Below are 23726 nucleotides of genomic sequence, written 5' to 3'. Positions count from 1 at the left end.
GGAGAAGGGCACGGCGGGAGGGACGATGCCGCGATGGGCGTGGCTCCGCAACGGGCAGACGCGCCCCCCCGCGTCACTCAGGGCTTGGGGCCCGAGAACGCGGCCGCGGCGCGGCGTTCAATCTCCTCGGAAGACAGCACTTCGACCTGCTTGGTCATCGCCCAGGCATGCCCGAAAGGATCGACGAGCTGGCCGTAGCGGTCGCCCCAGAACATGTCGGCGAGTGGCATGGTGGGCGTCGCCCCCGCCTCGACGGCGCGCGCGTAAGCCGCGTCGATGTCCCCCTCGACGGTGATGCACATCGCCACCGTCGTCCCGCCCAGCGTCTGCGGCCCGCCCTTGCCACCCATCTCGGGAAACTCGTCGGACATCATGAGGATCGAGTCCCCGATCTTGATCTCGGCGTGCATGAGCTTTCCGCCGGGCCCTTGCATGCGCGAGAGTTCCACGGCGCCGAATGCCCGCGCATAGAATGCAATGGCGTCGGCCGCGCCGCGAATGGTCAGATACGGGGTGACCGTGGCATAGCCTCTGGAATGTGAATCGGGCTTGCTCGCGCTGGACATGCGGGATCTCCTCCGGAAAGCGGACCGGCAAGTACGCCGATCGGCGCGGTAGAGGACATCCGGAGCCACGGCACTGTCAAGCGCCGCCATGACCTCTCCGCAGGGTTCCGGGAAGCGCGTACGCGGAGCCGGTGTACCGGACCTCGTCACCCACGAAGGGTCACGAAAAATCGACGACGCCCATGCGCAGGCAGCGAGAGAGAGAGGAAATACAGGGCGCTATCACGCAAGGCGCCCTGCTGGGTCAGGTCGGGTCCACGCAGGCTTCCTGGGTACACGCCATGCCCTTCGGGGCGCACCGATTGCAGCTCGCATTGCAGCAGTACATCCCCTTGCCACACACCGCGGTGCCACACTGCTGACCCACGAAGGCGGGCTCCGCCTCGACCTTCACGGGCGACTCGCATACCTGCTGCGTACACGCCCCGCCCTTGGGAGCGCAGGTGCCACAGCTCGCATTGCAGCAGTACGTGCCCTTGCCGCACACGGAATTGCCACACTGCTGACCGACGACCAGCTCTTCTTCGTCCTCGCCGATTGCAGCAGCCTCGCTGTCGTCCTGCGCCTGCGATGCAGGCTCGTTCTCGTCCTCCTGCGCGTCGACGACGCCGACGCCGCACGCGGTCGCGGAGAAGGACAGCAGCATCGAAATCGCACCCCAGGCCATGAGCTTACGAGCAATCACAGGTCACCTCTTTCCGGTGCAGGCCGTGGCGACACGCATGAAGGCGCGCCCCCCCGGCGTCGAGGCCGACGAACCTAGCACGAGTCTCGCGAGGCACGAGCCTCGATTCACCGCGCCATTCCCCCTGCAATTCCCGCATGAAGGCATGCATGAACGCGCACGTTGGAGCACCTCCTGGCAATGCTGTCGGAATTCGCCGCAGAGATGGGACCGGCAATGCATTGACATCGAGGGGCGACGAATCCGCCACCATTGACGAGGCTACGAGGCCCAAGCGTCCCCTCAGCACCTCGGCGTTTCAGCCGCGCAGAGCGCGGTTCTGCGAGAGCCACTGCTCCCACGCCGCAAAATCTCCACCGAGCCTCTGCGCCAGCTCGTCGCGCGCCTCGTCGGGGAGCCGCACGAACGTCCCGCTCGCCTCGGCCAGGATCTCTCCCCCCTCCGCGGTCACGAGCTGGCCCCGCATCTCCATCAACCGGCGCGCGTCGCGCGTCATCTCACCGATGGCGATCAGCCGCTGCCCGAGCGGCGCGGGCTTCTGAAAGCGCACCTCGAGCCGCGCGGTCTGCACCCAGCGATCGTGGAGGAACGCCACCCGCCCGATGGTCTCGTCGAGCACCGCGGACACGATGCCCCCGTGCAGCACCCCAGGCCATCCTTGGTGGTGCTCCGCAGGCGTCAGCTCGGTCCACACCCGCTCGCCGTCGTCGAGGAAGTCGACCCGCAGCCCGTGCGGGTTCTCGGTTCCGCACACGAAGCAGAGCGCGGAGCCGGGCTGGCGCCGCCCGCGAGCGGGATCGGGCAGGGGAAGGAGCGGGAGCTTCATCGTGCAGCGCGTTACCACAGGAAGAGCCATCCGCGCAGTAGGGTCGTTCCAGCTCTGCGCACGCATGAAATGCCTGGAAAAGCGCTTCACACCTCTCTCGGGTTCCCGTGATGAGGGCGGATGGGCATGATGACTCGCTCGCATGAGCGACCCTCCCCACGTCACGCTGACCGAGGTCTTGCACGACCGCGGCCCGGCCATCCTGTACCGCGGGGTTCGTGGCGTCGACGGGACCCCGGTGCTCGTCAAGATGCTGCCGGCGCTCCTCCTCGGCGGCGTCGAGGAGGCCATGCTCCGTGACGAGCACCGCATCCTGCTCGGCATCGATTCGCCCTCGGTGCCGCGCGCGCTCGGCCTCCAGCGGCTCGACGGCGGGCTGGCACTGGTGCTGGAGAGCGCGGCGGGACAGCCCCTCGACGCCCTCCTGCGGGAGCGCCGGCTCGGCCTCGGCGAAGCGCTGACCATCGGGGCCGGCCTCGCGCGCGCCCTCCTCGCCGTCCACCAGGCCGGCGTCATCCACCGTGACCTGAAGCCCGCCAACGTCACCGTGGACCTCGACGCGGGCGCGATCCAGCTCATCGACTTCGGCCTCGCCACCCGCCGCGCCGCGAGCGCGCGGCGCGACGCGCTCGACGGAACCCTCGCCTACATCGCCCCGGAGCAGACCGGGCGCATGGACCGCGGCGTGGACGCGCGGAGCGACCTCTACGCGCTCGGCGTGACCCTCCACGAGATGCTCACCGGCACGCTGCCCTTCACGACCACCGACCCGGTGGAGCTCGTGCACGCGCACCTCGCGCGCCCCCCGGCAGACCCGCGGACCCTGGAGCCCGCGCTCCCCGAGGTGGTGGCCGAGATCGTGCTGCGCCTCCTCAGCAAGGCACCCGAGAACCGCTACCAGAGCGCCGCCGGCCTCCTCTTCGACCTCGACGCCTGCCTCGCCGCCCTCCCTGCGCTCCGGGGTCCCGGCCCGCTGCCGCAGCTCACCCTCGGCGCCCGCGACGTGCCGGTGGAGCTGTCCCTCCCCGAAGGGCTGTTCGGGAGGGAGGAAGAGCAGATGCTCCTCCGCGACGCCCTCGACCGCGCCGCGGACGGGGAGGCCGAGATCGTGGTCCTCTCGGGGCCGCCCGGGATCGGCAAGTCGGCCCTGCTGCGCGACCTCGCGGTGGAGGGCCCGCGCCGCGGCGGCCGGGTGGGCATCGGCAAGTGCGAACAGACCGGGCGCGACGCGCCGTATGCACCGCTCGCCCAGGCGCTCGGCGCGATCTTCCTCGACCTCGGAAGAGACGGCCCCGCGGCGCTCGGGCGCCTCCGCGAGGACATGGCCGACGCCCTCGGCCCCAACGGCGGCGTGCTGGTGGAGCTGGTGCCGGAGGCCGGCCCGGTGCTCGACGTACAGCCCGGCGCTCCGGACCTGCCGCTGGAGGAGGCGAAGAACCGCCTCGTCCTGGTCATCGAGCGCGCGCTCGCCGCGGTCGCGGAGCAGGCCCGCCCCATCACCCTGCTGCTCGACGACGTGCAGTGGATCGACCCGGCCTCGCTCGACCTCCTCCGGGAGCTGCTCGCGAGCCGCAAGGCGCGCGGCGTCCTCATCGTGCTCGCCCTGCGCGAGGGCGAAGCGGCGCAGACGCGCGGGGTGCTCGAAAGCCTCTGGCGCGGCGGCATCCCGCTCCAGGAGCTGCACATCGGCGCCCTCGACGTGCACGGGATCACCGCGCTCGCCGCAGACGTCCTGCGCCTGCCGGAGACGCGGGTGCGCACGGTGGCGGCAGGGGTGACCGCGCGCACGGGCGGCAACCCCCTCTCGGCGGTGACCTTGCTCAGGTCCCTGCACGAGGCCGGGGCGCTCTCCATCGACCCCGAGGACGGCGCCATCGTGGCCGACTTCTCGGGCGCGACCGTGGGCGACGCCGCCGAAGGCAACGAGGGAGACGTCAAGACCTCCCATGGCGCCGACGTCGCGGCGCTCCTCCGCCAGCAGCTCGGGCGCCTCTCGCCGCGCACCCAGCGCGTCCTCACCTGCGCCGCCTGCCTCGGCCACACCTTCGCGCTGGACACCCTCGCAGGCGCGCTCGACGTGCCGGAGGACCAGGTGCTCGCCGCCCTCGACGAGGCGGCGCGCGGTAGCTTCGTGCTCCCCGCCGGCCGCGCCTTCCGCTTCGCGCACGACAGGGTGCAGCAGGCCGCGCTCGCGCTCGTCACCGAGCCGGTGCGCCGCCTCCTCGAACGCGACGCGGGCCGCACCCTGCGGGTACGCGCCGGCGCGACCCCCAGCGACGACGATCTCTTCGCGGCTGTGGAGCTGCTCAACCCTGCCGCCGCGCTCCTCACCGACCCTGACGAGCGCCTCTCGCTCGCCCGCGACGACCTGCGCGCCGGCCAGCGGGCGCTCAGCCGCGCCGCGTTCGCTGCCGCGCGCCGCTACTTCGAGGCCGGCGCCGCCCTCCTCGACGAGGGGCTGTGGTCAGGGGACCACGACCTCGCCTTCGCCCTCCTCTCCGGGCGGAGCGAGTGCGAGGCCGCGAGCGGCGACGCCCGGGCCGCCCGTGAAAGCCTCTCCGCGCTCGACGCCCGCGCCCGCAGCCTCGTCGAGCGCCTCTACATCGCCGCCGTGCGCGTCGACCTGGCCATGCGCGAGGGCCGCAACACCGAGGCCGTCGCCGTGGGCTGCGCGGCCCTCGACGCCGCCGGGATCGCGCTCCCTGCCTCCGAGGACGCGCGCAAGGTCGCCCTCGACGCCGCGGTCGCCGAGGAGATCACCGCCCTCACCGCGCTCCCCGCCGAGGCGCGCCTCGACGCGCCCCCCATGACCGACCCCGAGGCCCAGTCCATCGAGCGGCTGCTCCTCGCCATGGGCATGCCGGCCTACTTCATCTCGTCCAGCCTCTTCGGCCTCATCGGCAGCCACTGGGTCAGCCTGCTCCGGCGCCACGGACACTCGCGCCTCTCGGCCATGGGGTACGCCAACTTCGGCGCCTTCCTCACGTCGAGGGCTGGCGGGGCCGAGGCCCACGTCTTCGGCAGGCTCGCCCTCGACCTCGTCGCGCGCCAGCGCAACCAGTCCCTCGCCTGCAAGGTCACCGAGACCGTCTGCGGCAACATCCTCTTCCTGTTCGAGCCCCTGCGCGAGGTGCTCGGCTACTTCCCGGCCGCCATGCGCGCCGGCCTCGACGCCGGCGACCTCCTCCACGTCAACCACATCTGCGGCCACATCACCCCCATGCGCGTCGCCCTCGGAGACCCGCTCACCGAGATCGTGGCCCAGACCGAGGAGCTGGTCGCCACCGTCGACCGCTACGGCGACCTGTTCTCCATGGCCTGCGTGCGTGTCGCCCGCGCCACCGCGCGCGAACTGCGCGGCGACCCGGCGCACCCCGAACCGCCCCCCGCCTCTCTCGCCGCCTCTCTCGCCGCCTCCCACGCCGCCTTCTCCGCGGCGCCGCATGCGTCCCATGCCAGCGCGCACGCCGCCTTTCATGCCACGCCCCTCGCCACGCCCCTCGCCACGCCCCGGGCCCCGCTCCCCGACGCGCGCGCCGCCTTCCAGGCCACGCCCCAGGCCCCGCTCTCCGACGACGAGGGTGCGTGGAGCGAAGCGGCCATCGACGCCATCTTCAGGCGCGACGACTTCGCGAACCTCGCCGGCTTCTACCGCACCCAGCGGCTCATGGTCCGCGTCTTCCGCGAGGACTGGGGTGCCGCCTTCGAGGAGGCGGAGGCCGCGGAGGCGAACGGCCCCTACGCCCCTGGCCAGTTCTTCGCCACCGAACTCGCCTTCTTCGCCTCCCTCGCGCGGCTCACCGTCGCGCCCCTCGCCCCCCGCGCCAACCGCACCGACCGCGCCAACCGCACCGACCGCGCCAACCGCACCGACCGCGCCAACCGCACCGACCACGCCAACCGCACCGACCACGCCGACCACGGCCACGTCGACCCGAGCACCGAGGGCCAGCTCCCTGCGCACCGCCGTGACCTCCGCGCTTGGGCCGAATCATGCCCTGCCACCTACGCCGCGCGCCACCTGCTCATCGAGGCCGAGGTCGCGCGCATCCGCGGTGAAGAGCTCACCGCCATGCGCCTCTACGACGAGGCCCTCGGCGCGGCCCGCGCGGGCGAGATGCTGCGCGACGAAGCCCTCACCGCCGAGCGCTGCGCCGCCTTCCACGAAGCGCACGGCCGCACCCGCATCGCGCGCGCCTACCTCGCCGACGCGCTCGCCGCCTACCGCCGCTACGGCGCCGGGGGCAAGGTGCGCGTCCTGGAACAGCGCCTCGCCGAACGCACCACCGCGCCTGCTCACCTCGGGGATGCTGGCGGCGCCGGTGGCACCACGGGCGCCTCCGCCCTGCTCGACGCCACCGCCGCCATCCGCGCCGCACAGGCCATCACCACCGAGGTCGTCCTCGCCCGCGTCGTCGAGCGCCTCGTCCGGATCGTCGCGGAGGTCGCCGGTGCCGAGCGCGCCTTGCTCCTCGTCGAGCGGGATGGCCGCTGGGTCGTCGAGGCCCAGCTCGGCCCTGGAGGCGCATCCCAGGGCCCGCTCCAGACGACCGCCATCAGCACGGCCCTTCCCCTCTCCGTCGTCCGCCAGGTGGCGCGCTCGGGCGCCCCTGTCCTGCTCGCGGACGCCGCGCGCGCCGACGCCTTCATCCTCGACCCTTACATGGAGCGCTACAAACCCCGCTCCGTCCTGTGCATGGAGGTCGCCCACGCTGGCCGCCGCGCCGGCGTCCTGTACCTGGAGAACAACGCCGCGCGTGGCGCCTTCGGGCCCGACCGCATCGAGCCGCTCCGCGCCATCGCCGCCCAGGCCGCGATCACCATGGAGAACGCCCGCCTCTACGAGCAGCTCGAAGCCACCACCGCGGACCTGCGCGAGTCCAACGCCTGGCTGGAGGAGGCCGTCGCCCGGCGCACCGCCGAGCTGCGGCGCGAGCTCGCCGCCAAGGAGGCTTCCGAGACCGCACGCGCCGCCCTCGCCGAGGAGATCATCGAGGCCCAGCGCGCCCGCATCGCCGAGCTGTCGGCCCCGATCCTGCCCATCGCCGAGGGCGTGGTGCTGGTCCCCCTCATCGGCACCATGGACGACACCCGCGCCGCCACCGTGCTGGAGGCGGCCCTGGAGGGCGCCAGCGCCTGGTCCGCGCGCACCCTCCTCCTCGACGTGACCGGCATGAAAGGCGCCGGCATCGCCGTGGCCTCCGCGCTCCTGCGCACCGCCCGCGCCCTCAAGCTGCTCGGCACCGAGGCGGTCATCACCGGCATGCGCCCCGACGCCGCGCGCGCGCTCGTGGAGTCGGGCATCGACTTCGGCGACGTGACCACCCGGAGCAGCCTGCGCAGCGGCATCGCCCACGCGCTCCGTCGCGCGGCGGCGGCGCGCGCCCTCGCTCCCGCCTCTGGCGCCGCGCGCCGGGCCCCCCCCACCCCACGGTCCACGCGCTCCCCGCGCTCCACCTGAAATCAATCAGCCGGGAGTGCGGCGGGCCGACGGCGTGGTCTCCACCCAGCGCGAAAGCGCCGCCGCCCCGCCCTCCTGCTGCAGCGGATCCTCGCCCCGCAGGTACGCCTCCACCTCGACCAGCGCGTCCGCGCCCCAGAACAGCTCGTCTCCGACCACCATCGTCGGCACCCCGAAGACCCCTTGCTGGATCGCCGCGTCCGACCTCTCCCGGAGCCGCGCCTTCGCCTCCGCCGTCTGCGCCTCCGCGACCAGCGCGGCGCCGTCGAGCCCCACCGCTGTCGCCACCCTGGCCACCGCCTCGGGGCTCTCCAGCCCCTCTCCTCCGCCCCACACCGCGGCGAACAGCCCGTCGATCAGGCGACGACGTGACTCCTCCGGCAGCGGCAGCGACGCCACCCGCATCGCGGTGAGCGGGTTGAACGGGTGGTGCGGCGGCGCCGCGAACGGCACCCCGAGCCGGTGCGCGCGGCGCAGCACGTCCTTGAACAGGTAGATCCTCTTCGGCGCGATCTCCGCAGGCCCCTTGTTCCCGTGGTGGTTCAGCATCGCCGCGAAGAGCACCGCCTCGGGCACCACCACCGCCCCCGTCCGCTCCGCCAGCGCGTGGATCTGCGTCCAGCCCAGGTACGCATAGGGCGAGATCACGTCGAAGAAGAACCGGATGGTCACGGGAGCACCGCGCATGCCGCGATCTTGCACGCCGCTCCACCCGGGGTGGAGACAAAGTTCCGCACGCTGGTAGGCGGCACAGCCAGCAGCCGGCACAGCAGGCCACACGCCGCGCATGTCACCCCGGATCGAGGTGCGCCCAGAGCGCCTCGAACTCCCTCGCGAACGGCGTGACCAGCCGCGGATCCCCCGACACCACGAGGTTCTCCTCGTTGTACTTCGCCGCGCTGCGCGTCCAGTTGTAGCTGCCGGTCAGCACGAAGCGCCCGTCGAACACCGCGAACTTGTGGTGCATGTGGTACTCGGTGCGGTCCATCCTCACCGCGATCCCGGCGCGCGCCAGCCGACCCACGTCCGACCCTTCGTCCAGGCTCTTGTCATTGTCGGTGATCACCCGCACCGCCACCCCGCGCCGGTGCGCGTCGAGGATCGCCTCCGCGATCCGGTCGTCCGTGATCGTGAACACGCAGACGTCCAGCGTCCGGCGCGCCCCCTCCAGGCGGCTGCGGATCATCTCCAGGCAAGCCTCCCCTGGGCTGAACGCCACCTCGGCGACGTGCGCCTCCGCGCGGCGCCCCCCCTGCACGCCTGCCCGCACCTCCAGCTCCCCGAGCTTCCCTTCGAGGCGCGCCATCTTCCCCACCGCCTCCTGCGCCTGCTGCGTGGCCTCCTCCGCGCGACGCTCCGCGACCCGAGCCCGCTGCTCCGCGCCCCGCACCCGCTCCTCCGCGGCCCGCGCCCGCTCCTCGGCCGCCCGCACCCGCGCTGCGTCGCCCTGTGCGGACAGCTCCCCCTTCCGTGACGACGGCGACGGTTTCGACTGCGGCGAAGGCCGCGACAGCGACTCCGCGCCCCGCCCGGACCTCGGCGCTTCTCCCCGCCGCGACCTCGCCCCGTCCTTCTCCTGCGGCCCCTTCTCCCGCTGCAGCGCCTTGCGCGCGCGCTCCTCGGCGAGCGCCGCCCTCCCCTCGATCTCCTTCTCGCGCTGCAGCGCCTGCCGCACGCGCGCCTCCACCGCCGTCAGCCGCGTCTCGGCCTCCATTTCTCGCTGGAGCGCCTGCTTCGCCCGGTCCGCCGCCGACACCGCGCGCGCCTCCGCCGTCTTGGCGCGCTGCTCGGTGCGCCGCGTCCGCTCCACCGCGTTCTCGGCGCGCACCTCCACCTCCGAGAGACGGCGCTCGGTGCGCTTGAGCTGCGCCCGCGCCAGCGACAGAAGCTCCGCCGGCTCCTCCACCTTCTCCGCCGACACCGCTCCAGATCCGAGCGCGGACGGAGTGGGCAGCGCCACCGACGTCGGCGCGAGCAGGGCCAGGAACCGGGCACGAAGACGAGCGAAGAGACCCACCACGTCCCGATCGTGCGCCGCCTTCGCGCGGGGTTCAACGCACCCGGGCACCCTTTTCCTACAACGTGCTCTCCGCACGCCCTCCGCGCAGGCCCGCTGCCCGCCCCGAGCGTACCCCCGTGTGCCCCCGACACCCGCCCACGCCCTCACCACCCCGGTTCCATGGCACAGTCGAGCCCTCCTCATGGCCACCGTCTTCATCGTCTGCGGATCGACCGGCGCCGGAAAGACCACCTACGCCCGCGCCCTCGCCGAGCGGCAGCGCGCCGTCCGCTTCTCCATCGATCCCTGGATGAAGACCCTCTTCCACCCCGACCTCACCACGATCGAGTTCGCGTGGATCATGGAGCGCATCGCCCGCTGCGAGACGCAGATGTGGGAGGTCGCCGCGCAGCTCGTCGCCCTCGGCACCGACGTGATCCTCGACCTCGGCTTCACGACGCGCGCGCACCGCGCAGAGCACCGCGCCCTCGCCGAGGGCCTCGGCGCCACCGCCGTCGTGCACTACCTGGACGTCCCTGCCGAGGAGCGCCGCGCCCGCGTCCTTCGCCGCAACGCCGAGCGCGACCCCGCCGTGTTCGCCTTCGAGGTGACCGCGGACATGGTCGACTTCATGGAGGCACGCTTCGAGGCCCCCGACGCCGAGGAGCTGCTCGGCGGCGAGCACATCACCGTCCTCGCCGTCCCCGAGCCCCCCGAGCCTGAAACGCGCCCGAGGGGCGACCGCATCACCCTGCCGATGAAGGTGGACCCGGGCCGAGGTTGACCTGGCGTGGATGAGGCTCTTCAGACTCAGCAGCGACTGCGGCGGCACGCCGTTTGCAAACCTAAAAGCCGCTGAGAAATGGAGATTGCTGTGGCGAAGGAGGGCCAAGCCCAGGCAGCGCCATCCCACCGCAGGCAGCGCTATATACTCTTCAGTGCTTCTGACCATGCTCCAGGTTGGGCGTGGTACGACGTGAGGAGTCAACGATGCTGAACGAAGCTTCCCTGCCGGCGACGCCCTTCTTCGCGCCAGTTCAGGTGAGCAGGGGCCTCGAAAAGCTGCGCATCCTCCCGCTCCCGGTCACGAAGGCTCCCGGGGTCTCTTCCGACGACGTTGAAGACGCGCTCCGCGGTGCCCTTCACGCCCTCCAGAAAGCAGGTCTGATCGCACAAGCCTCCAGGGGACGGGACCTCCACATCCTGGGTGGCACATCGCTGGAGGAACACGCAGGAATCCGAGCCTACCAGCACCCTTTTGCCATCTTCGCAGAGCCCACAGGAGAGATCGTCACGCTCATCTCTGGACCCGGCCAGGTCGGCAGAGAGGTCTACGTCTCCACATTGCAAGAGGCCGTGGCCGAGGTGATCGGCAGCTATGCCACGCAGGTAGCCACGACAGGCACCGGTACCCGCTAGAGGGGCAGCTCGACCCGTCGATGAGGCCATGAGTGTACGAGCAGGCCGCAGCGTCGGCGCGGATGGTGCGACAGGAGCTGGCCATGTCCTGTGGCGCCGCTTGTGCGCGGCAGCTCCTGCGCGATGCCGCGATCGATGTCCCTGAATCTACCATCCGCGCCGATGCGGCCTTCGATCCCCTAGACGGGATCGACGCCCGCACGCTGGCCAGCACGCTCTCGAAGATGCACGCAGAGGCGGCTGTACCGATGACCTACGGAGGCGGAGCTGTGCATGAGGAGCAGCTCGGTGCGCTGGTGCATCGAGCCCCGTTCCTCGCTCTGCTCCGCATGCCGGCAGGGAAACACTGGGTCATCGTTGACAGGATTGAAGCAGGCATCGTCCACGTGCGTGATCCTGGAGGAATCACCGGGGACAACTCGGGAAGTGGCATGGAGGCCACGATGAAGCTGGGCGTCTTCCTCGAAAAGTGGAAGCGCGCCTTCAACGGGACCGTCTACCGGCTGTAGAGCGCACTCCGACCCTGCAGAGGCATGTCATGGATCTCGACGACAAGATTGCTTTCGTTCAATCAACCATGAACCCGATGGCGTGGCACACGTACCCGCACATCGTCAGTGTGCTGGGCGTCGAGAGCAACGCATCGGGCCAGCATGTCGGTTCGGCACTCCGATTTCGGATGCATGGCCGACGAGGCATTGTCACCGCGGCTCACGTGATCCGTGAGGCCCAGGAGCGGTATGGGCGTGTCGCCGTGACGGCCATTCGCGGCGACGTGCCCTATGAATTCCGAGGGAAGCCAGATCTCTTCGATGCGACTGCCGACTTGGCAATTTACTTCCTCGCCGACGACTATCCCACGGAAGGGGTGAGCTTCTGGCCCCAGGAGCGGATGGATCCAGACGATGCGCCGCGCGCCGTGGACTACCTCTTCATTCATGGTTTTCCGGCAGTGCGCTCCCGCTTCAGCGCCCTAGCCAGCGGCGTCATGAGCCGGTCTCTTCCTTACGGTGTCATGCAGCGAGACGACGATCTGCCGTCTGATCTGCAGTCATTCCAGTTTGCCATGGACTTCGACCCGGAGAACCTGCGAGGCCCTGACGGACAACCGACCGACTGGCTCGACCCGCACGGTCTCTCAGGAAGTCCAGTCTGGCGCATCGGAGCAGGTGGACGAAGGGTTGACACCTGGAGCCCTGAGCGAAGTCTCCTCGTGGGCATCGTTACCCAATGGAGACCCACGGAGCGGATCCTGGTAGCCACGAAGTGCCGTAATCTCGTGGAGATGCTGGGCTCTGCCTGAATTCACCACCTTCGCACGACCACGGTCCATGCCCCCCTCCCCCGACAGCGAACGCCCCTCCCTCCGCGTCCACCGTGACCTCCGGAGCCTCGCGGAGCGCGCCACGCCGCCGCTCACCTTCCCCGCGCCGGAACTCCACGCAGAAGGCCTGGAGGCCGGCTTCTTCGAGGGCCTCCCTTTCCGGGGGTGCGACACGCGCGTCTTCTACTGGCGCGGCGTCCCGGCGCAGGCCCGGGCCGAGCGCGCACCGGCCATGGTGCTCGTGCATGGCGGCGGGGGCACGGCCTTCGAGGCGTGGGTGCGGCTGTGGACCGGGCGCGGCTACGCGGCCATCGCCATGGACCTGAACGGCTGCGTCCCTCGGGGCACCATGGACGCCTGGGAAGCCCACCCCTCCGGAGGCCCGCTGGGCTGCAGCAGCCCTGGCAAGGACGGCCTCGACCAGCTCACCTGGCCTCTCGAAGATCAGTGGGGCTACCACGCCGTCGGCGCCGTCATCCTCGCCCACGCGCTCCTCCGCGCCGACCCGCGGGTGGACCCCGCGCGCATCGGCCTCACCGGCATCTCCTGGGGCGCCACCCTCGCCTGCATCACGGCCGCGATCGACCCGCGCTTCCGCCTCGTCGCGCCCGTGTACGGCTGCGGCTTCATGTTCTCGCCTTCCTCCTGGTTCCGCGCCGACCTCGACGCCCTCGGCGATGCCGCGCTCGCCGAACGCTGGGCCAGCACCTGGGACCCCTCGAACTACCTCCCCGAGGTCCGCATCCCCACCCTGTGGGTCACCGGCACCAACGACTACTACCCGCTCGACGCACTCTGGCGCTCCGCCGCGATCACGCCTGCGCGGCAGCAGGCAGCGGTCCGGATCCGGATGCCTCATGCCCACGAGGGACCGGGCGAGAACCCTCCGGAGATCAAGGCCTTCACCGACCAGCTCCTCCGCGGTGGCGAGCCGCTTTCAGCGATCCGCACCCAGGAGCAGCACGGCCGTACCGTGCGGGCGCGCTTCGAGGGGCCCCGCCGCATCGTGCGCGCGGAGCTCTGCATCACCCGCGATGGCGCCCCTGACGACTGGCGTGACAAGCACTGGGAGGCGCACCCGGCGCGCGTCGACGTCAGGCCGTCGGAAGCCGCCGCCGATCTCCCCGAGGGCACCGCGTTCTGCTTCATGAACCTCTTCGACGACGAGGGCCACGTCGTGAGCGCCCCCGTGATGCCCGCTCACCCGACCGGCGCTCCCTGAGGCGCACGGCGCGTCTTTCCCGCGACGAGGCCGTCCCAGCCGGCCATGGCACACGCGACGATCTTCTCCAACATCTCGCGTGACATGCCGTCGCGGGCCTGGATCGACATCCCCTGCAGCACCGTGCTGTAGAACGCCACGACTGCCTCCACGTCGACCCCCTCGGAGATCTCGCCCTCGACGACCGCGCGGTCGAGGCGCGCGCGCATCAGCCGCCGCGACGCGCACCGCACCTCGGCCAGGTAGGCGCGCACGCCCTCGTTCTCGGGCGTGCCCAGCGTCGCCGCGAGCGTGACCATGCACCCGCCCGGCCTCTCCGGACTGGCGAAGCCCTCCGCGCCGGCGCGCAGCATCGCCTCGATCGCTGCGCGCGCCGTCGGCTCCTCCCGCATCGCGCGCGCCGACGCCGAGCCCTCCGCGCCCGCGTAGAGCGCGATGGCTTCCTTGAAGAGCGCCTCCTTGCACCCGAACGCCGCGTACAGGCTCGGCCGGTTGATGCCCATCGCCTCGGTGAGGTCACCGAGAGACGTGCCCTCGTACCCCTGCTCCCAGAACACCTTCATCGCCTGCCGCAGCGCGACAGCCCGATCGAAGCTGCGGGGACGGCCCCGTTCGGCCATGAGGACTCCTTTCTGTACCGACCTAGATATAAATCCTTGACCACCGACCAGCAAGCGCGCACCTTATCTGTACCAATCGGTACTCAATCAGGAGGAAGCGGTCATGACGAAGCTTGCGGGCAAGGTGGCGCTGGTGACGGGTGGCAGCCGTGGCATCGGCGCGGCGATCGCGAAACGGCTCGCGCGCGAAGGCGCAGCGGTGGCGCTCACCTACGTGAACAGGAAGGACAAGGCGGATGCCGTGGTGCGCGACATCGAGGCGGCGGACGGACGCGCCCTGGCCATCCTCGCCGACAGCGGCGACGTCGAGGCGGTGCGCGCCGCCGTCGCCGAGACCGTCCGCGCCTTCGGCAGGCTCGACATCCTGGTCAACAACGCCGGCGTCGGTCGCTTCGCCCCGATCGAGGAGTTCTCGGTGGAGGAGTTCGACAGGCTCGTCGCCATCAACGTGCGCGGCGTGTTCGTGGCGGTGAAAGAGGCGGTGGCGCACATGGGCGAGGGCGGCCGGGTGATCACCATCGGGAGCGTCAACGCCGACCGGATGCCGACCCTCGGTGGCGGCCTCTACGCGATGACCAAGGCAGCCGTCGCCGGGCTCACGCGCGGCCTCGCCCGCGACCTCGGGCCGCGCGGCATCACCGTCAACAACGTCCAGCCCGGCCCCGTCGACACCGACCTGAACCCCGCAAACACCGCGTTCGCCGCAGAGTTGCGCAAGCTCATGGCCCTTCCCCGCTACGGCACCGGGGACGAGATCGCGGCGATGGTCGCCTACCTGGCGGGCCCCGAAGCCGGCTTCGTCACCGGCGCGAGCCTCACCATCGACGGCGGCTACGCCGCATGAGCCCTGCGGAGGCCACGCCGCATGAGCCCTGTGGAGGCCGCGCCGCATGAGCTTCACGAGAGACACGCAGCGGACGCACCCGAGTGCGCCCACCCGACACGCACGCTGAAAGGCAGGATGGACATGGCGGATCTGGCAGGCAAGGTGGCCCTGGTGACCGGTGGCAGCCGCGGCATCGGCGCGGCGATCGCGAAGCGGCTCGCGCGAGAAGGTGCGGCGGTGGCGCTCACCTACGTGAGCGGGAAGGACAAGGCAGACGCCGTGGTGCGCGACATCGAGGCCGCGGGCGGGCGCGCGCTCGCCCTCCAGGCCGACAGCGCCGACGCCGAGGCGGTGCGCGGCGCCGTCCGCGAGACGGCCCGGGCCTTCGGCGAGCTCGACATCCTGGTCAACAACGCAGGCGTCGGCTACCTGGCGACGATCACCGAGTTTCCCCTGGAGGAGTTCGACAGGCTCGTCGCCGTCAACGTGCGCGGCGTGTTCGCGGCGGTGAAAGAGGCGGTGGCGCACATGGGCGAAGGCGGACGGGTGATCACCATCGGCAGCATGGCCGCCGAGCGGATCCCGATGAGCGCGATGGCCGTGTACGCGATGACCAAGGCAGCCGTCGCCGGGCTCACGCGCGGCCTCGCCCGCGACCTCGGGCCGCGCGGCATCACCGTCAACAACGTCCAGCCCGGCCCCATCGACACCGACATGAGCCCCGCGGATGGCGCGTACGCGGACCTGTTCCGGAGCGGGCTCGCCATCAAGCGCTTCGGCACGGGCGACGAGGTGGCGGCGATGGTGGCCTACCTCGCCAGCCCGGAGGCCGGGTTCGTCACCGGCGCGAGCCTCACCATCGACGGCGGCAACAACGCCTGACCTCCGGACAGGGCGCCCAGGCCCGCTGCCAGCCCGGTCCCGCGGACCGCTCCCGCTGGACCGGCGCTGGAAGAAACCCAGGGAGTTTCCTGGGTTTGACCCATCTCCTCGAAGAGGTCACCCCCATCTCCTCGAAGAGGTCACCCCCATCTCCTCGAAGACGTCGCCCTCGTCCTCGAAGACGTCGCCCTCGTCCTCGAAGACGTCACCCTCGTCCTCGAAGACGTCGCCCATCTCCTCGAAGACGTCGCCCTCGTCCTCGAAGACGTCGCCCATCTCCTCGAAGACGTCGCCCTCGTCCTCGAAGACGTCGCCCTCGTCCTCGAAGACGTCACCTCATCTCCTCAAGGACGTCGCCTTCGTCCTCGAAGACGTCGCCGATCACCTCCAGGATGTCGATCACCTCCAGGAGGACATGCACCCATGTCCTCCCGGACAGCGCGCTGTGACCAGCGGCGAAGAAGGCGTCAGGGCCCGACGTGGGTCGAGGGGTCACCCGCCACCATCGCCGCCACCCAGTCGGCCATCCCGACGCCGTCCACCTCGATGCTGAAGTAGTTGTCGCTCCCGAGGAAGGTGTGCGTCGTGCTGTCGACGAGGAACGTCCCCCACGCCGGGGACGACATCAGGTGGTCGTCGCGCAGGGCCATGATCCCGGCGCTGAACTGGGCGCCCGACAGCGGTGACGGAGCGCCGTCCATGCCCGCGCAGTCGTTCTTGCCGAAGCCGAAGAACCCGGCGATGGTGGTGTCCTTGTCCGCCGACAGGAGCCCGAGCCGACGGTCCGGGTACTTGGCGCCGAGGTACTCCACGTAGCGCACGAGGCCGCCGCCATTCGCCTGACCGGTGCACTCGGTGCAGTCCGCGGGGAGCGTCCCGTCGAGGCCCCAGAGGTCGCGCCAGCGCTTCTGCAGGCACGGGGCGAGGGTGTCGTCGGGGAGGACCGGGCCCGCGTCGTCGACGAGCACCACCGGCGTCGGGCAGAACGCCTGCGCCACGCGGTCGTAGTTGAACGCCGCCCCGAACCCTCCGGCGCTGCTGCCGGTGAGCACCACCTGGGTCAGGTTGGGGAGCGTGGGGATGATGCGCTGCAGGTACAGGCCGATGTTGGCGTGGCCCACGAAGGCCTGGTTCTGCGGCGCCGCGGTGCCGGGCACGTCGACGTCGGTCGCGTTGCCGGAGTGCACGTCGCCGGTGCAGTAGGGCACGTACACCTTGTTCCAGTCGCCGAGCGGGTTCAGGGCGGTGTCGTTGTTGAAGATGCCCCTGCCGCTGCTGTTGGACCGCCAGTTGTTGAAGCTCTGCTCCGTGAACGTCGAGGGGTTGTTCGCGCAGGTGAGCGCGTTGAAGCAGGCGCCGCCGCCCGCGAGGTAGATGACGAGCTTGTCGGAGTCCGGGTTGAGCCGCACCCCGAAGCCGGTCGGAGAGCCGTCGCGGCACATGGCCCCGGGCACGCCGACCCAGGTCCACGACTCGGGAGCAGCGGTGATGGGCTCGCCGTCGAAAGGTCCCTCGGGGTTGCACTCCCCGGTGGTGCCTCCGCCTTCACCCCCGCTGCCACCTTCGCCGCCGCTCCCTCCCTGAGAGGTGGAGGCGCCGCCGCCCTCGCCGACCCCGCCACCCACGCCGCCGCTCCCGCCAGAGCCCGCGGGCGCCTGGTCCCCCGTGGCGCTCTCCTCCTCGCCGCTGGAGCACGCGCCTGCCGCGAGCCCGAGGGCGAGCAGGCAACCAACCGTCTGCCACACAGGATGCATGTCATGGATGGTAGGTGCTGCCGTCGCGCGAGACGCACACAATCGTCGGCAGCAGCCGTGACGCTCAGCCGGCGAGGCACACCGACGTCGAGGCGGCGATCTGCGGGGCCGCCGTCGGTGGATCTGGTCAGCGCAGGCGCACGGTCTTCGGGGCGGTGATGGGCGCGCCCTTGAAGGCGGGCACGCGGATGCCGGCGAAGGCGCCTTCGAGGCAGCGCACCAGAGGCGGCGGCGCTTGCAGGTCGCCGCTGGGGCTCACGTTCTCCACGGCGCCGTCGTTCCCGAACACCACGTCGAGCCGGAGGAGGCGCTGGCTCGTGTCGTTGCCCCGGCACGCGCGGGCGCGCGTCGCGCCGTCCTGCAAGGCCGCGTAGGCGGCGCCGAGGTTGAAGAGGCCCGGGTCCTGGCGCTCCTCGATGCGCACCGGCACGCGGGGGGGAGGGGCCTCGGGGATGATCGCCTCGACCTGTTCGAGCAAGGTCTGCTCGGGGAGCAACCGGGGGCCGTCGAGCGGAGGGGGGATCTCGGGCAGCTCGGTCGGGCGCTGCTGGAGGCGCTGCACCACGGACTGGGCGCTCTCCTTGTCGGCGAGGGCCTGCGCCAGGTTGCGCAGGGCGCTGTAGTAGCGGAAGCGGTCCTCGTCGACGGTCTTCTTGAGCGCCTCCAGCTCGGCCTTGGCGCTCTCGGCGTGCTCCTCCTGGGCGAGGGCCTCGCGCTCGGCGACGCGGGCACGCTCGCTCTCGACGCGGGCGCTCTCGCTCTCGGCGCGGGCGCGCTCGCTCTCGGCGCGGGTGTCCTTGATGTACTTGCCGATGCCGCCGAGGATCGCGATGTTGACGAGGGCGAAGAGCACGCCCGCGGCGATGCGGCGGTGGACGCGGCCGCGCTGGCCGGCGGAGAGGAAGCGGCTGCCGGTGAGGCTGAGGATGATGCTGCCGCGGCGCGACAGCTCGGTCGCGGCGGTGAGGACCCGGCCGCGCCAGAGGAGGTCGTGGTCGGTGGTGTCCTCGGCCCAGTGGGCGGCGGCGCGCTCCAGGCGCTCGGCGAGGAGGCGGTCCTGCTGGACCTCGGCGAGCCAGGCGCGGAGGCGGTCCCACTGGGTGAGGAGGGCGTCGTGGGCGAGGGCGATGCCGCTGCGCTCGCGCACGACGAGGCGGGCGCGTTCGAGGTGGGCGAGGGCGGAGCGGACCTCGCTCTCCGGGCCCGTGCCGAGGTCGAGGAGAAACTCCAGGGAGCGGGTGGCGCGGGTGCCGTCGAGGGTGACCAGGGCGAGGAGCAGCCGGCGCAGGAGATCGGTGGAGAGGCCGGCATCGAGGGCGCGCTGGAAGGTGGCCTCGGCGTAGCGTTCGAGGGCGCCGGGGATGCCGCCGACGGTGCGCATGCCCTCGCGGGTGATCTGGCGCCGCTCCTGATCGCGCTCGGCCCAGAGGCGGGTCATCGCGAACTCGACGAGGGGCATGGCGCGCGCGGTGCTCTGCAGGCCCGCGAGCAGCTCGTCTCGGAGGGCCTCGTCCTCGAAGGTGTAGCCGTACGTGGTGAGGGCGGCGTCGATCACCTCGCCCCAGGAGGCGTCGTCGATGGGCGAGACGAGGACCGCGCCGCGCAGGATGGCGCGGCCGAGGGCGGCGTGGGCGAGGAGGGGGTCGAGCAGGTCGCGGCGGGCGGTGACCAGGGCGCGCACGCCAGGCAAGGGGCGCTCGCCGAGGCGCGCGAGCAGCTCGATGGTCCAGGCGCGGCTCTCGGCATAGGGGTCCACGGGCTCGGCTTCGGCCGCGGCGGCGGGGGACGCATTCGCCGCGTTCGAGGCGTGCGCTGCGTGGTTCGGCTGCAGTGCCTGGGCCGCGTGCGCCGCGGGAGAGACCGGCGCCGCGTGGGACACGTAGGACAAGCGGGGGGCGGTGCCGGGGATGGGCCCCGGGCTGGCGAGGGTGGTCAGCTCTTCGAGCTGGTCGACGAGGAGCACGAGGCCGCGGCCTTCGCGCTGGGTCCACGCGACCATGTCGGCGGCGACGTCGGCGGGGGCGCGGGAGACGTCGAGGCCGACGTGGAAGAGGGCAGCGCCGATGGCGTTGCGGGGATCGGTGCCCGGGGTGATGGCGACGGTGTCCCAGCGGCGCGGGCCGCCGAGGGCGCCGTCGGCGATGGCGTTGAGCACGCCGGCGCGGGCGAGGCTGCTCTTGCCGCTGCCGGAGGGTCCGAGCAGGGCCACCAGGCCGTTCGAGCGCATGGCCTCCAGCGTCGCGGCGATCTCGACGCGGCGGCCGAAGAAGACGTCGCGGTGCTGCTGCTCGAAGCGCTCCAGGCCGCGGAAGGGGCCCTCGTCCTCGGAGGGGAGCGCGATGGGCCGGGCGGCGAGCTGGCCGCGGAGGCGCTCGAGCTCGATGGCGACGAGCTCCGCGGAGCGCGGGCGCTTCGCAGGGTCCGGGTCGAGGAGCGCGTCGAGGAGGCGATCCAGCGCGGGGGGCGCGTCCGGGAGGATCTCGGTGAGGCGCGGGGCGCGGGCGCGGCCGTCGAGGATCTCGGCGCGCAGGGCGCCCGTGCCCGCCGCGGGGATGCGGCCTGTGAGGCACACGAAGAGGACGGCGGCGAGGCCGTACAGGTCACTGGCCATGGTGGCGGGGCGCAGCTCGCGCCAGCACACGGGGTCGACGTAGCCGAGCTTGCCGCCGACGCGGGTGAGGGGGCCGGCGAGATCGGCGGCCTCCTCGGGGCCGAGCTGGATGGCGGCGGGGAGGGCGGCGAGCGCGGTGCCGCCGAGCGCCTCGGGGAAGTCGCTGCCGAGCAGGAGGTGCCTGGCCCAGGCCGCGGTGGGGTCGCTGTCGGGAGAGCGGCCCTGGGGCAGCGCGGCGGCGATGCCGAAGTCGATGAGCTTGCAGGCCGAGGCGCCGCCGAGCGCGGGCGAGGAGGAGACGAGGATGTTCGCGGGGGAGAGGTCGCGGTGGACGAGCCCCGCGACGTGCACCGCAGAGAGGGCAGAGGCGAGGGCGGCGCCGAGCTCCAGGACTTCGAGCACAGGCAAGGGGCCGCGCTCGCGGAGGCGGTCGCTCAGGGCGTCGCCGGCGATGTACTCCATGGCGAGGCCAGCGATGCTGCGCGCCTCGTTGATGGGCAGGGCGTAGAAGCGGACGATGTTGGGGTGCTCGACCTGGCAGAGGCGGCGGGCCTCGTCGACGATGGCGCGGTCGGCGGCAGGGCGGCCTCCCTCGCGGCGGGTGTCGAGGCCGAAGATCTTGACGGCAGCGAGGCGGAGGACGGTGTCGCCGTAGACCTCCTCGGCGAGCCACACAGGCGCGAAGCCGCCGCGGCCGAGCTGGCGCTTGAGGCGGTACGGGCCCAGGACACGCTCCTCGTCGGGGAGCGTGAGAAAGCTTCGCACCGGGGTGGGGAGGTCGAGAGACAAGCGCGGCTCGTGGGATCAGGCGCGGGGCGGACGCCCCTTGGGAGGAACTACGCCACCCGCGGGGATGTTGCCAGCAACTGGCGCGCGGGTCGCGGCTGGATAGGACGCAGAGAGTCCGGGCGCGCCCGCGGGCACACCGGCAGCCGGCAACGGCGCGAGCAGCTCGGGGCGGATCTCGACCTTGGGCGGGCCCGGAGGGACGTTGCCCTGAGGACCACCAGCGGCGCCCGTGGAGGGGCCGCCAGAGAGGCTCACCGCCACGCTGGCGGAGGCGCTGGCGGAGGCGCTGGCGGCAGGGCTGCCAGGGAGGGGCAGCGGCTCCCTGCGCCAGGCGGCGATGTCGCGGGGGATGATCATCGCGCCCCGGCCCGCGGCGTCGATGACGCGCGCGCCGTCGGTGGTGAAGCCGATGGCGAGGAGCGGCGGGGCGCCCGTGTCCTGCTGGAAGTACACGCGCCAGGAGGCGTTCGCGAGGCCGGCGTGGCGGCGCAGCACGGTGCGCGGGGTGACCAGCCAGGGGACGCCCACCGGGTCGAGGCCCATGGCGATGGGGCGCTCGGTGGTCTCGATCTCCTCGACGGTGACGGCAGCGCGGTCGAAGGCGAGCACGAAGCCTTCGCCCGCGGCCCAGCAGGTGCGGTCGGCGCCGCAGAGGGCGACCTCCAGGGCGGGGCGCTGGTTGACGCCGTTGGCGTAGACGCTGGCCTGCCCGTCGAAGCCGAGGAACAGGGCGCGCGCCTTGCCGCGCGCGGAAGCGCCGACGACGAGCGTGCCGTACGGGCCCGAGGCGAGGCTCTTCACGCGGCCGCCGAGGGGGAGGATGGTGGGGCCCGCCCAGCGGAGGCCATCGCGCGAGGTCCAGAGCTCGGGGCCGCCATCGCTGTCGTCGGTCTCGGCGGTGACCACGCCGAAGACGCGGCCATCGCCGATGACCGCTTCGATGGGACCAACAGGAGGGCGCGGAGGGCTGGGCGTGGGCTGAGGGCTCTGGGCTGCGCCCGGGCGGGGGCCGAGGCGGGGCAGAGCTTCGGCGTCCCCCGCACGCGAGGGCAGCGGCGCCTCGCGAAAGACACCGGCCTTGAGGAGGCGCACCTGGTGCGGCCCGACGAGCGCGAACCCTCCCCCAGGGCCGCGGACGACGTGGGTCGTGGCGGCGATGGCGGCGCGCTCGGCCGCAGGGACGTCGACCTCGAGGGGACGGCCGTCGCTGAGGAGGAAGAGGCGCGCGCCGAAGCGGGCGAGGGCGCGGCCATCGGGCTGGAAGGCGACGCCGCCCGGGGAGGCCTTCTGGATGCCCGGGCCGAGGCCCCGGGTGAGGTCGAGATCCACGAGCTCGGCGAGAGGGACGACCGAGACCACGCCGTCGTTCTCGCCAGCCGGCTGGGTGGTGCGGAACGAGGTGGAGGCGATGCTGCGCTGCGCGGCGCGGTCGATGGAGCGGGCAGCGCAAGCTTCAAGGAGGGGAAGGAGGCGCGCGGTGAAGGTCTCGACGCTCTCGAAGCGGTGCTCAGCGGCGTCGGGGCGGAGGATGCGGCGCGGGGTGGGGACCGAGCGGGGCAAGCGCGGGGAGGCGCCTCGGGCGAGGACGGCGTCGACCTCGTCGAGGAGGTTGCCCTCGGTGGCGAAGGCGGGGTGCATGCGGCGCGCGCCGCGGAGCGGTCTCCGCACGCCAGCGCGCCAGGCCTCGTCGCCGCGGCCGCTGCACCAGTGCTCGCCGGTGAGCAGGAACCAGACGACGGCGGCGAGCGCATGCACGTCGGTCCAGGGGCCGATGAGCGGGTTGCGCTCCCCGGGGCGCGAGAGCATCTGCTCGGGGCCGGCGTACTCCCAGGTGAGGGCAGCCATGGTGGTGAGGATGCCCTCGACGCGGGCGACGCCGCAGTCGGAGATCTTGGGGGTCTCGTCGTCGATGGGGCCGACGACGAGGACGTTGTCCGGCTTGAGGTCGCGGTGGATGATGCTCTCTTCGTGCAGGGCCCTGACCCCCTCGGCGATGCCGTGGGTGAGGCGGAGGGCGCGGACGGGGTCACACCCCTCCCCCGCGCGGGCGACGCGGTCGGTGAGGGAGGTGCCCGCGGCGCCACCATCGACGAGCTCAAGGGCGATCCACGGCAGGCGCTCCTCACGCTGGCCGGTGGCGACGTCGGCGAACCCGCGGCCATAGAAGCCGACCACGAACTCGGTGGGAGGTCTGCGCTCCATCATGCGGCGCAGGGAGGTGACCTCGCGCTCGAAGGTCGCCTCCTGGGCGAGGCCGGCCATCTCCAGCTCGTGGACAGTGCGCGGCTTCATGATCTTGATGACGAGGCGGCGGGGTGTGAGCGGGGAGAGGTCGTCGGAGCGGCCCTCGGGGTCGAGCTCCGCGAGGAAGACCGACGACATCCCGCCGACGCCGAGGCAGTCGAGGAGGGTGACGCCCGTGGGCCGGCCGCGGGTGGCCTCGACGAGCGGCGGAGCATCCCGGGCGAGATCGCGCAGGTCCGGGTCTGTCGACCGGAGGAGGCTCGCCATGTCCGAGCAGTGTACATGAAGCGCCCGGGGGTGCCTCGGCGAAGCGCGGGCGTCCGGCAGGAGGAAGTCGCCGGTAGGCGAGCTGGAAAACCACGATCACGGTGGTCGGGCAGGAGAGGTGGTGGGAGGGAGGCGCCAGGCGCGGGGCGCATCGCGTCACGGCCGATGGCAGGACGGGCGCTTCGTCGGACGCACGGCAGTGGCGAACCCGCGCGAGGAGATGGGTACACT

General features: G+C 72.2%; 18 protein-coding genes. 8 read left to right on the top strand and 10 right to left on the bottom strand.

What is annotated here, in order from left to right; genetic code table 11:
• Positions 1-77 precede the first annotated feature (77 nt).
• From CAP_RS10175 to CAP_RS52155, 3 genes are all read right to left on the bottom strand, one after another.
• A complete protein-coding gene (locus tag CAP_RS10175; protein ID WP_044239147.1) occupies positions 78-566 on the bottom strand; it encodes a VOC family protein in 489 nt (162 codons plus the stop codon).
• A 244-nt stretch (positions 567-810) separates the two neighbouring features.
• Positions 811-1212, bottom strand: a complete 402-nt coding sequence (locus CAP_RS44190; RefSeq protein WP_156040666.1) for a hypothetical protein — start codon at positions 1210-1212, stop codon at positions 811-813.
• A 337-nt stretch (positions 1213-1549) separates the two neighbouring features.
• The gene (locus tag CAP_RS52155) at positions 1550-2077 is read right to left on the bottom strand and encodes a PaaI family thioesterase (RefSeq protein WP_052374684.1); all 528 of its coding nucleotides are present in this window, start codon (positions 2075-2077) and stop codon (positions 1550-1552) included.
• Positions 2078-2219: 142 nt separating this feature from the next.
• Here CAP_RS52155 and CAP_RS10160 point away from each other — a divergent pair, with 142 nt between their 5' ends.
• Complete coding sequence (locus CAP_RS10160; RefSeq protein ID WP_044239145.1) at positions 2220-7538, top strand: AAA family ATPase; 5319 nt, start codon at positions 2220-2222, stop codon at positions 7536-7538.
• A 6-nt stretch (positions 7539-7544) separates the two neighbouring features.
• Here CAP_RS10160 and CAP_RS10155 read toward each other — a convergent pair whose 3' ends face one another.
• Both CAP_RS10155 and CAP_RS53500 read right to left on the bottom strand, forming a co-directional pair.
• Positions 7545-8225, bottom strand: a complete 681-nt coding sequence (locus CAP_RS10155; protein ID WP_044239143.1) for a 2-hydroxychromene-2-carboxylate isomerase — start codon at positions 8223-8225, stop codon at positions 7545-7547.
• A 103-nt stretch (positions 8226-8328) separates the two neighbouring features.
• The gene (locus CAP_RS53500; protein ID WP_052374682.1) at positions 8329-9558 is read right to left on the bottom strand and encodes a phospholipase D-like domain-containing protein; all 1230 of its coding nucleotides are present in this window, start codon (positions 9556-9558) and stop codon (positions 8329-8331) included.
• A 181-nt stretch (positions 9559-9739) separates the two neighbouring features.
• On the opposite strand from CAP_RS53500, the gene CAP_RS10145 reads away from it, so the two are divergent.
• The 5 genes from CAP_RS10145 to CAP_RS10125 all read left to right on the top strand — a co-directional run bounded on the left by CAP_RS10145 (position 9740) and on the right by CAP_RS10125 (position 13502).
• The gene (locus CAP_RS10145; RefSeq protein WP_063748667.1) at positions 9740-10321 is read left to right on the top strand and encodes a P-loop nucleotide/nucleoside kinase family protein; all 582 of its coding nucleotides are present in this window, start codon (positions 9740-9742) and stop codon (positions 10319-10321) included.
• Positions 10322-10503: 182 nt separating this feature from the next.
• A complete protein-coding gene (locus CAP_RS10140; protein WP_156040664.1) occupies positions 10504-10956 on the top strand; it encodes a hypothetical protein in 453 nt (150 codons plus the stop codon).
• A 32-nt stretch (positions 10957-10988) separates the two neighbouring features.
• Positions 10989-11465 (top strand): cysteine peptidase family C39 domain-containing protein, encoded by a 477-nt coding sequence (locus tag CAP_RS10135; RefSeq protein ID WP_044239138.1) that lies wholly within the window; start codon positions 10989-10991, stop codon positions 11463-11465.
• Between the two features lie 29 nt (positions 11466-11494).
• Positions 11495-12259: a trypsin-like serine peptidase gene (locus CAP_RS10130; protein ID WP_044239135.1), complete on the top strand. Its 765-nt coding sequence runs from the start codon at positions 11495-11497 to the stop codon at positions 12257-12259.
• Between the two features lie 28 nt (positions 12260-12287).
• Positions 12288-13502, top strand: a complete 1215-nt coding sequence (locus CAP_RS10125; RefSeq protein ID WP_044239132.1) for an alpha/beta hydrolase family protein — start codon at positions 12288-12290, stop codon at positions 13500-13502.
• Here CAP_RS10125 and CAP_RS10120 read toward each other — a convergent pair.
• Positions 13481-14122: a TetR/AcrR family transcriptional regulator gene (locus CAP_RS10120; protein WP_044239129.1), complete on the bottom strand. Its 642-nt coding sequence runs from the start codon at positions 14120-14122 to the stop codon at positions 13481-13483. The genes CAP_RS10125 and CAP_RS10120 overlap by 22 nt on opposite strands.
• Before the next feature lie 103 nt (positions 14123-14225).
• Between CAP_RS10120 and CAP_RS10115 the strand changes: the two genes are divergently transcribed.
• On the top strand, positions 14226-14966 hold the full coding sequence (locus CAP_RS10115) for a 3-oxoacyl-ACP reductase family protein (protein WP_044239126.1): 741 nt from the start codon (positions 14226-14228) through the stop codon (positions 14964-14966).
• A 117-nt stretch (positions 14967-15083) separates the two neighbouring features.
• The gene (locus CAP_RS10110; RefSeq protein ID WP_044239124.1) at positions 15084-15830 is read left to right on the top strand and encodes a 3-oxoacyl-ACP reductase family protein; all 747 of its coding nucleotides are present in this window, start codon (positions 15084-15086) and stop codon (positions 15828-15830) included.
• A gap of 117 nt (positions 15831-15947) precedes the next feature.
• On the opposite strand, the gene CAP_RS56085 is transcribed toward CAP_RS10110, so the two are convergent.
• The 4 genes from CAP_RS56085 to CAP_RS10095 all read right to left on the bottom strand — a co-directional run bounded on the left by CAP_RS56085 (position 15948) and on the right by CAP_RS10095 (position 23495).
• Positions 15948-16106 carry a hypothetical protein gene (locus CAP_RS56085; RefSeq protein ID WP_197041104.1) on the bottom strand — a complete coding sequence of 53 codons (159 nt, stop codon included), beginning with the start codon at positions 16104-16106 and terminating at the stop codon, positions 15948-15950.
• A 191-nt stretch (positions 16107-16297) separates the two neighbouring features.
• Positions 16298-17584 (bottom strand): pectin acetylesterase-family hydrolase, encoded by a 1287-nt coding sequence (locus tag CAP_RS44180; RefSeq protein WP_081864733.1) that lies wholly within the window; start codon positions 17582-17584, stop codon positions 16298-16300.
• Between the two features lie 127 nt (positions 17585-17711).
• Positions 17712-20960: an nSTAND1 domain-containing NTPase gene (locus tag CAP_RS10100; protein ID WP_197041103.1), complete on the bottom strand. Its 3249-nt coding sequence runs from the start codon at positions 20958-20960 to the stop codon at positions 17712-17714.
• Positions 20961-20999: 39 nt separating this feature from the next.
• Positions 21000-23495, bottom strand: a complete 2496-nt coding sequence (locus CAP_RS10095; RefSeq protein WP_044239118.1) for a protein kinase domain-containing protein — start codon at positions 23493-23495, stop codon at positions 21000-21002.
• Between the last annotated feature and the right edge of the window lie 231 nt (positions 23496-23726).

The sequence above is a fragment of the Chondromyces apiculatus DSM 436 genome, assembly GCF_000601485.1.
Lineage (GTDB): Bacteria > Myxococcota_A > Polyangia > Polyangiales > Polyangiaceae > Chondromyces > Chondromyces apiculatus.
This window is presented reverse-complemented; position numbering and strand designations above follow the sequence as displayed.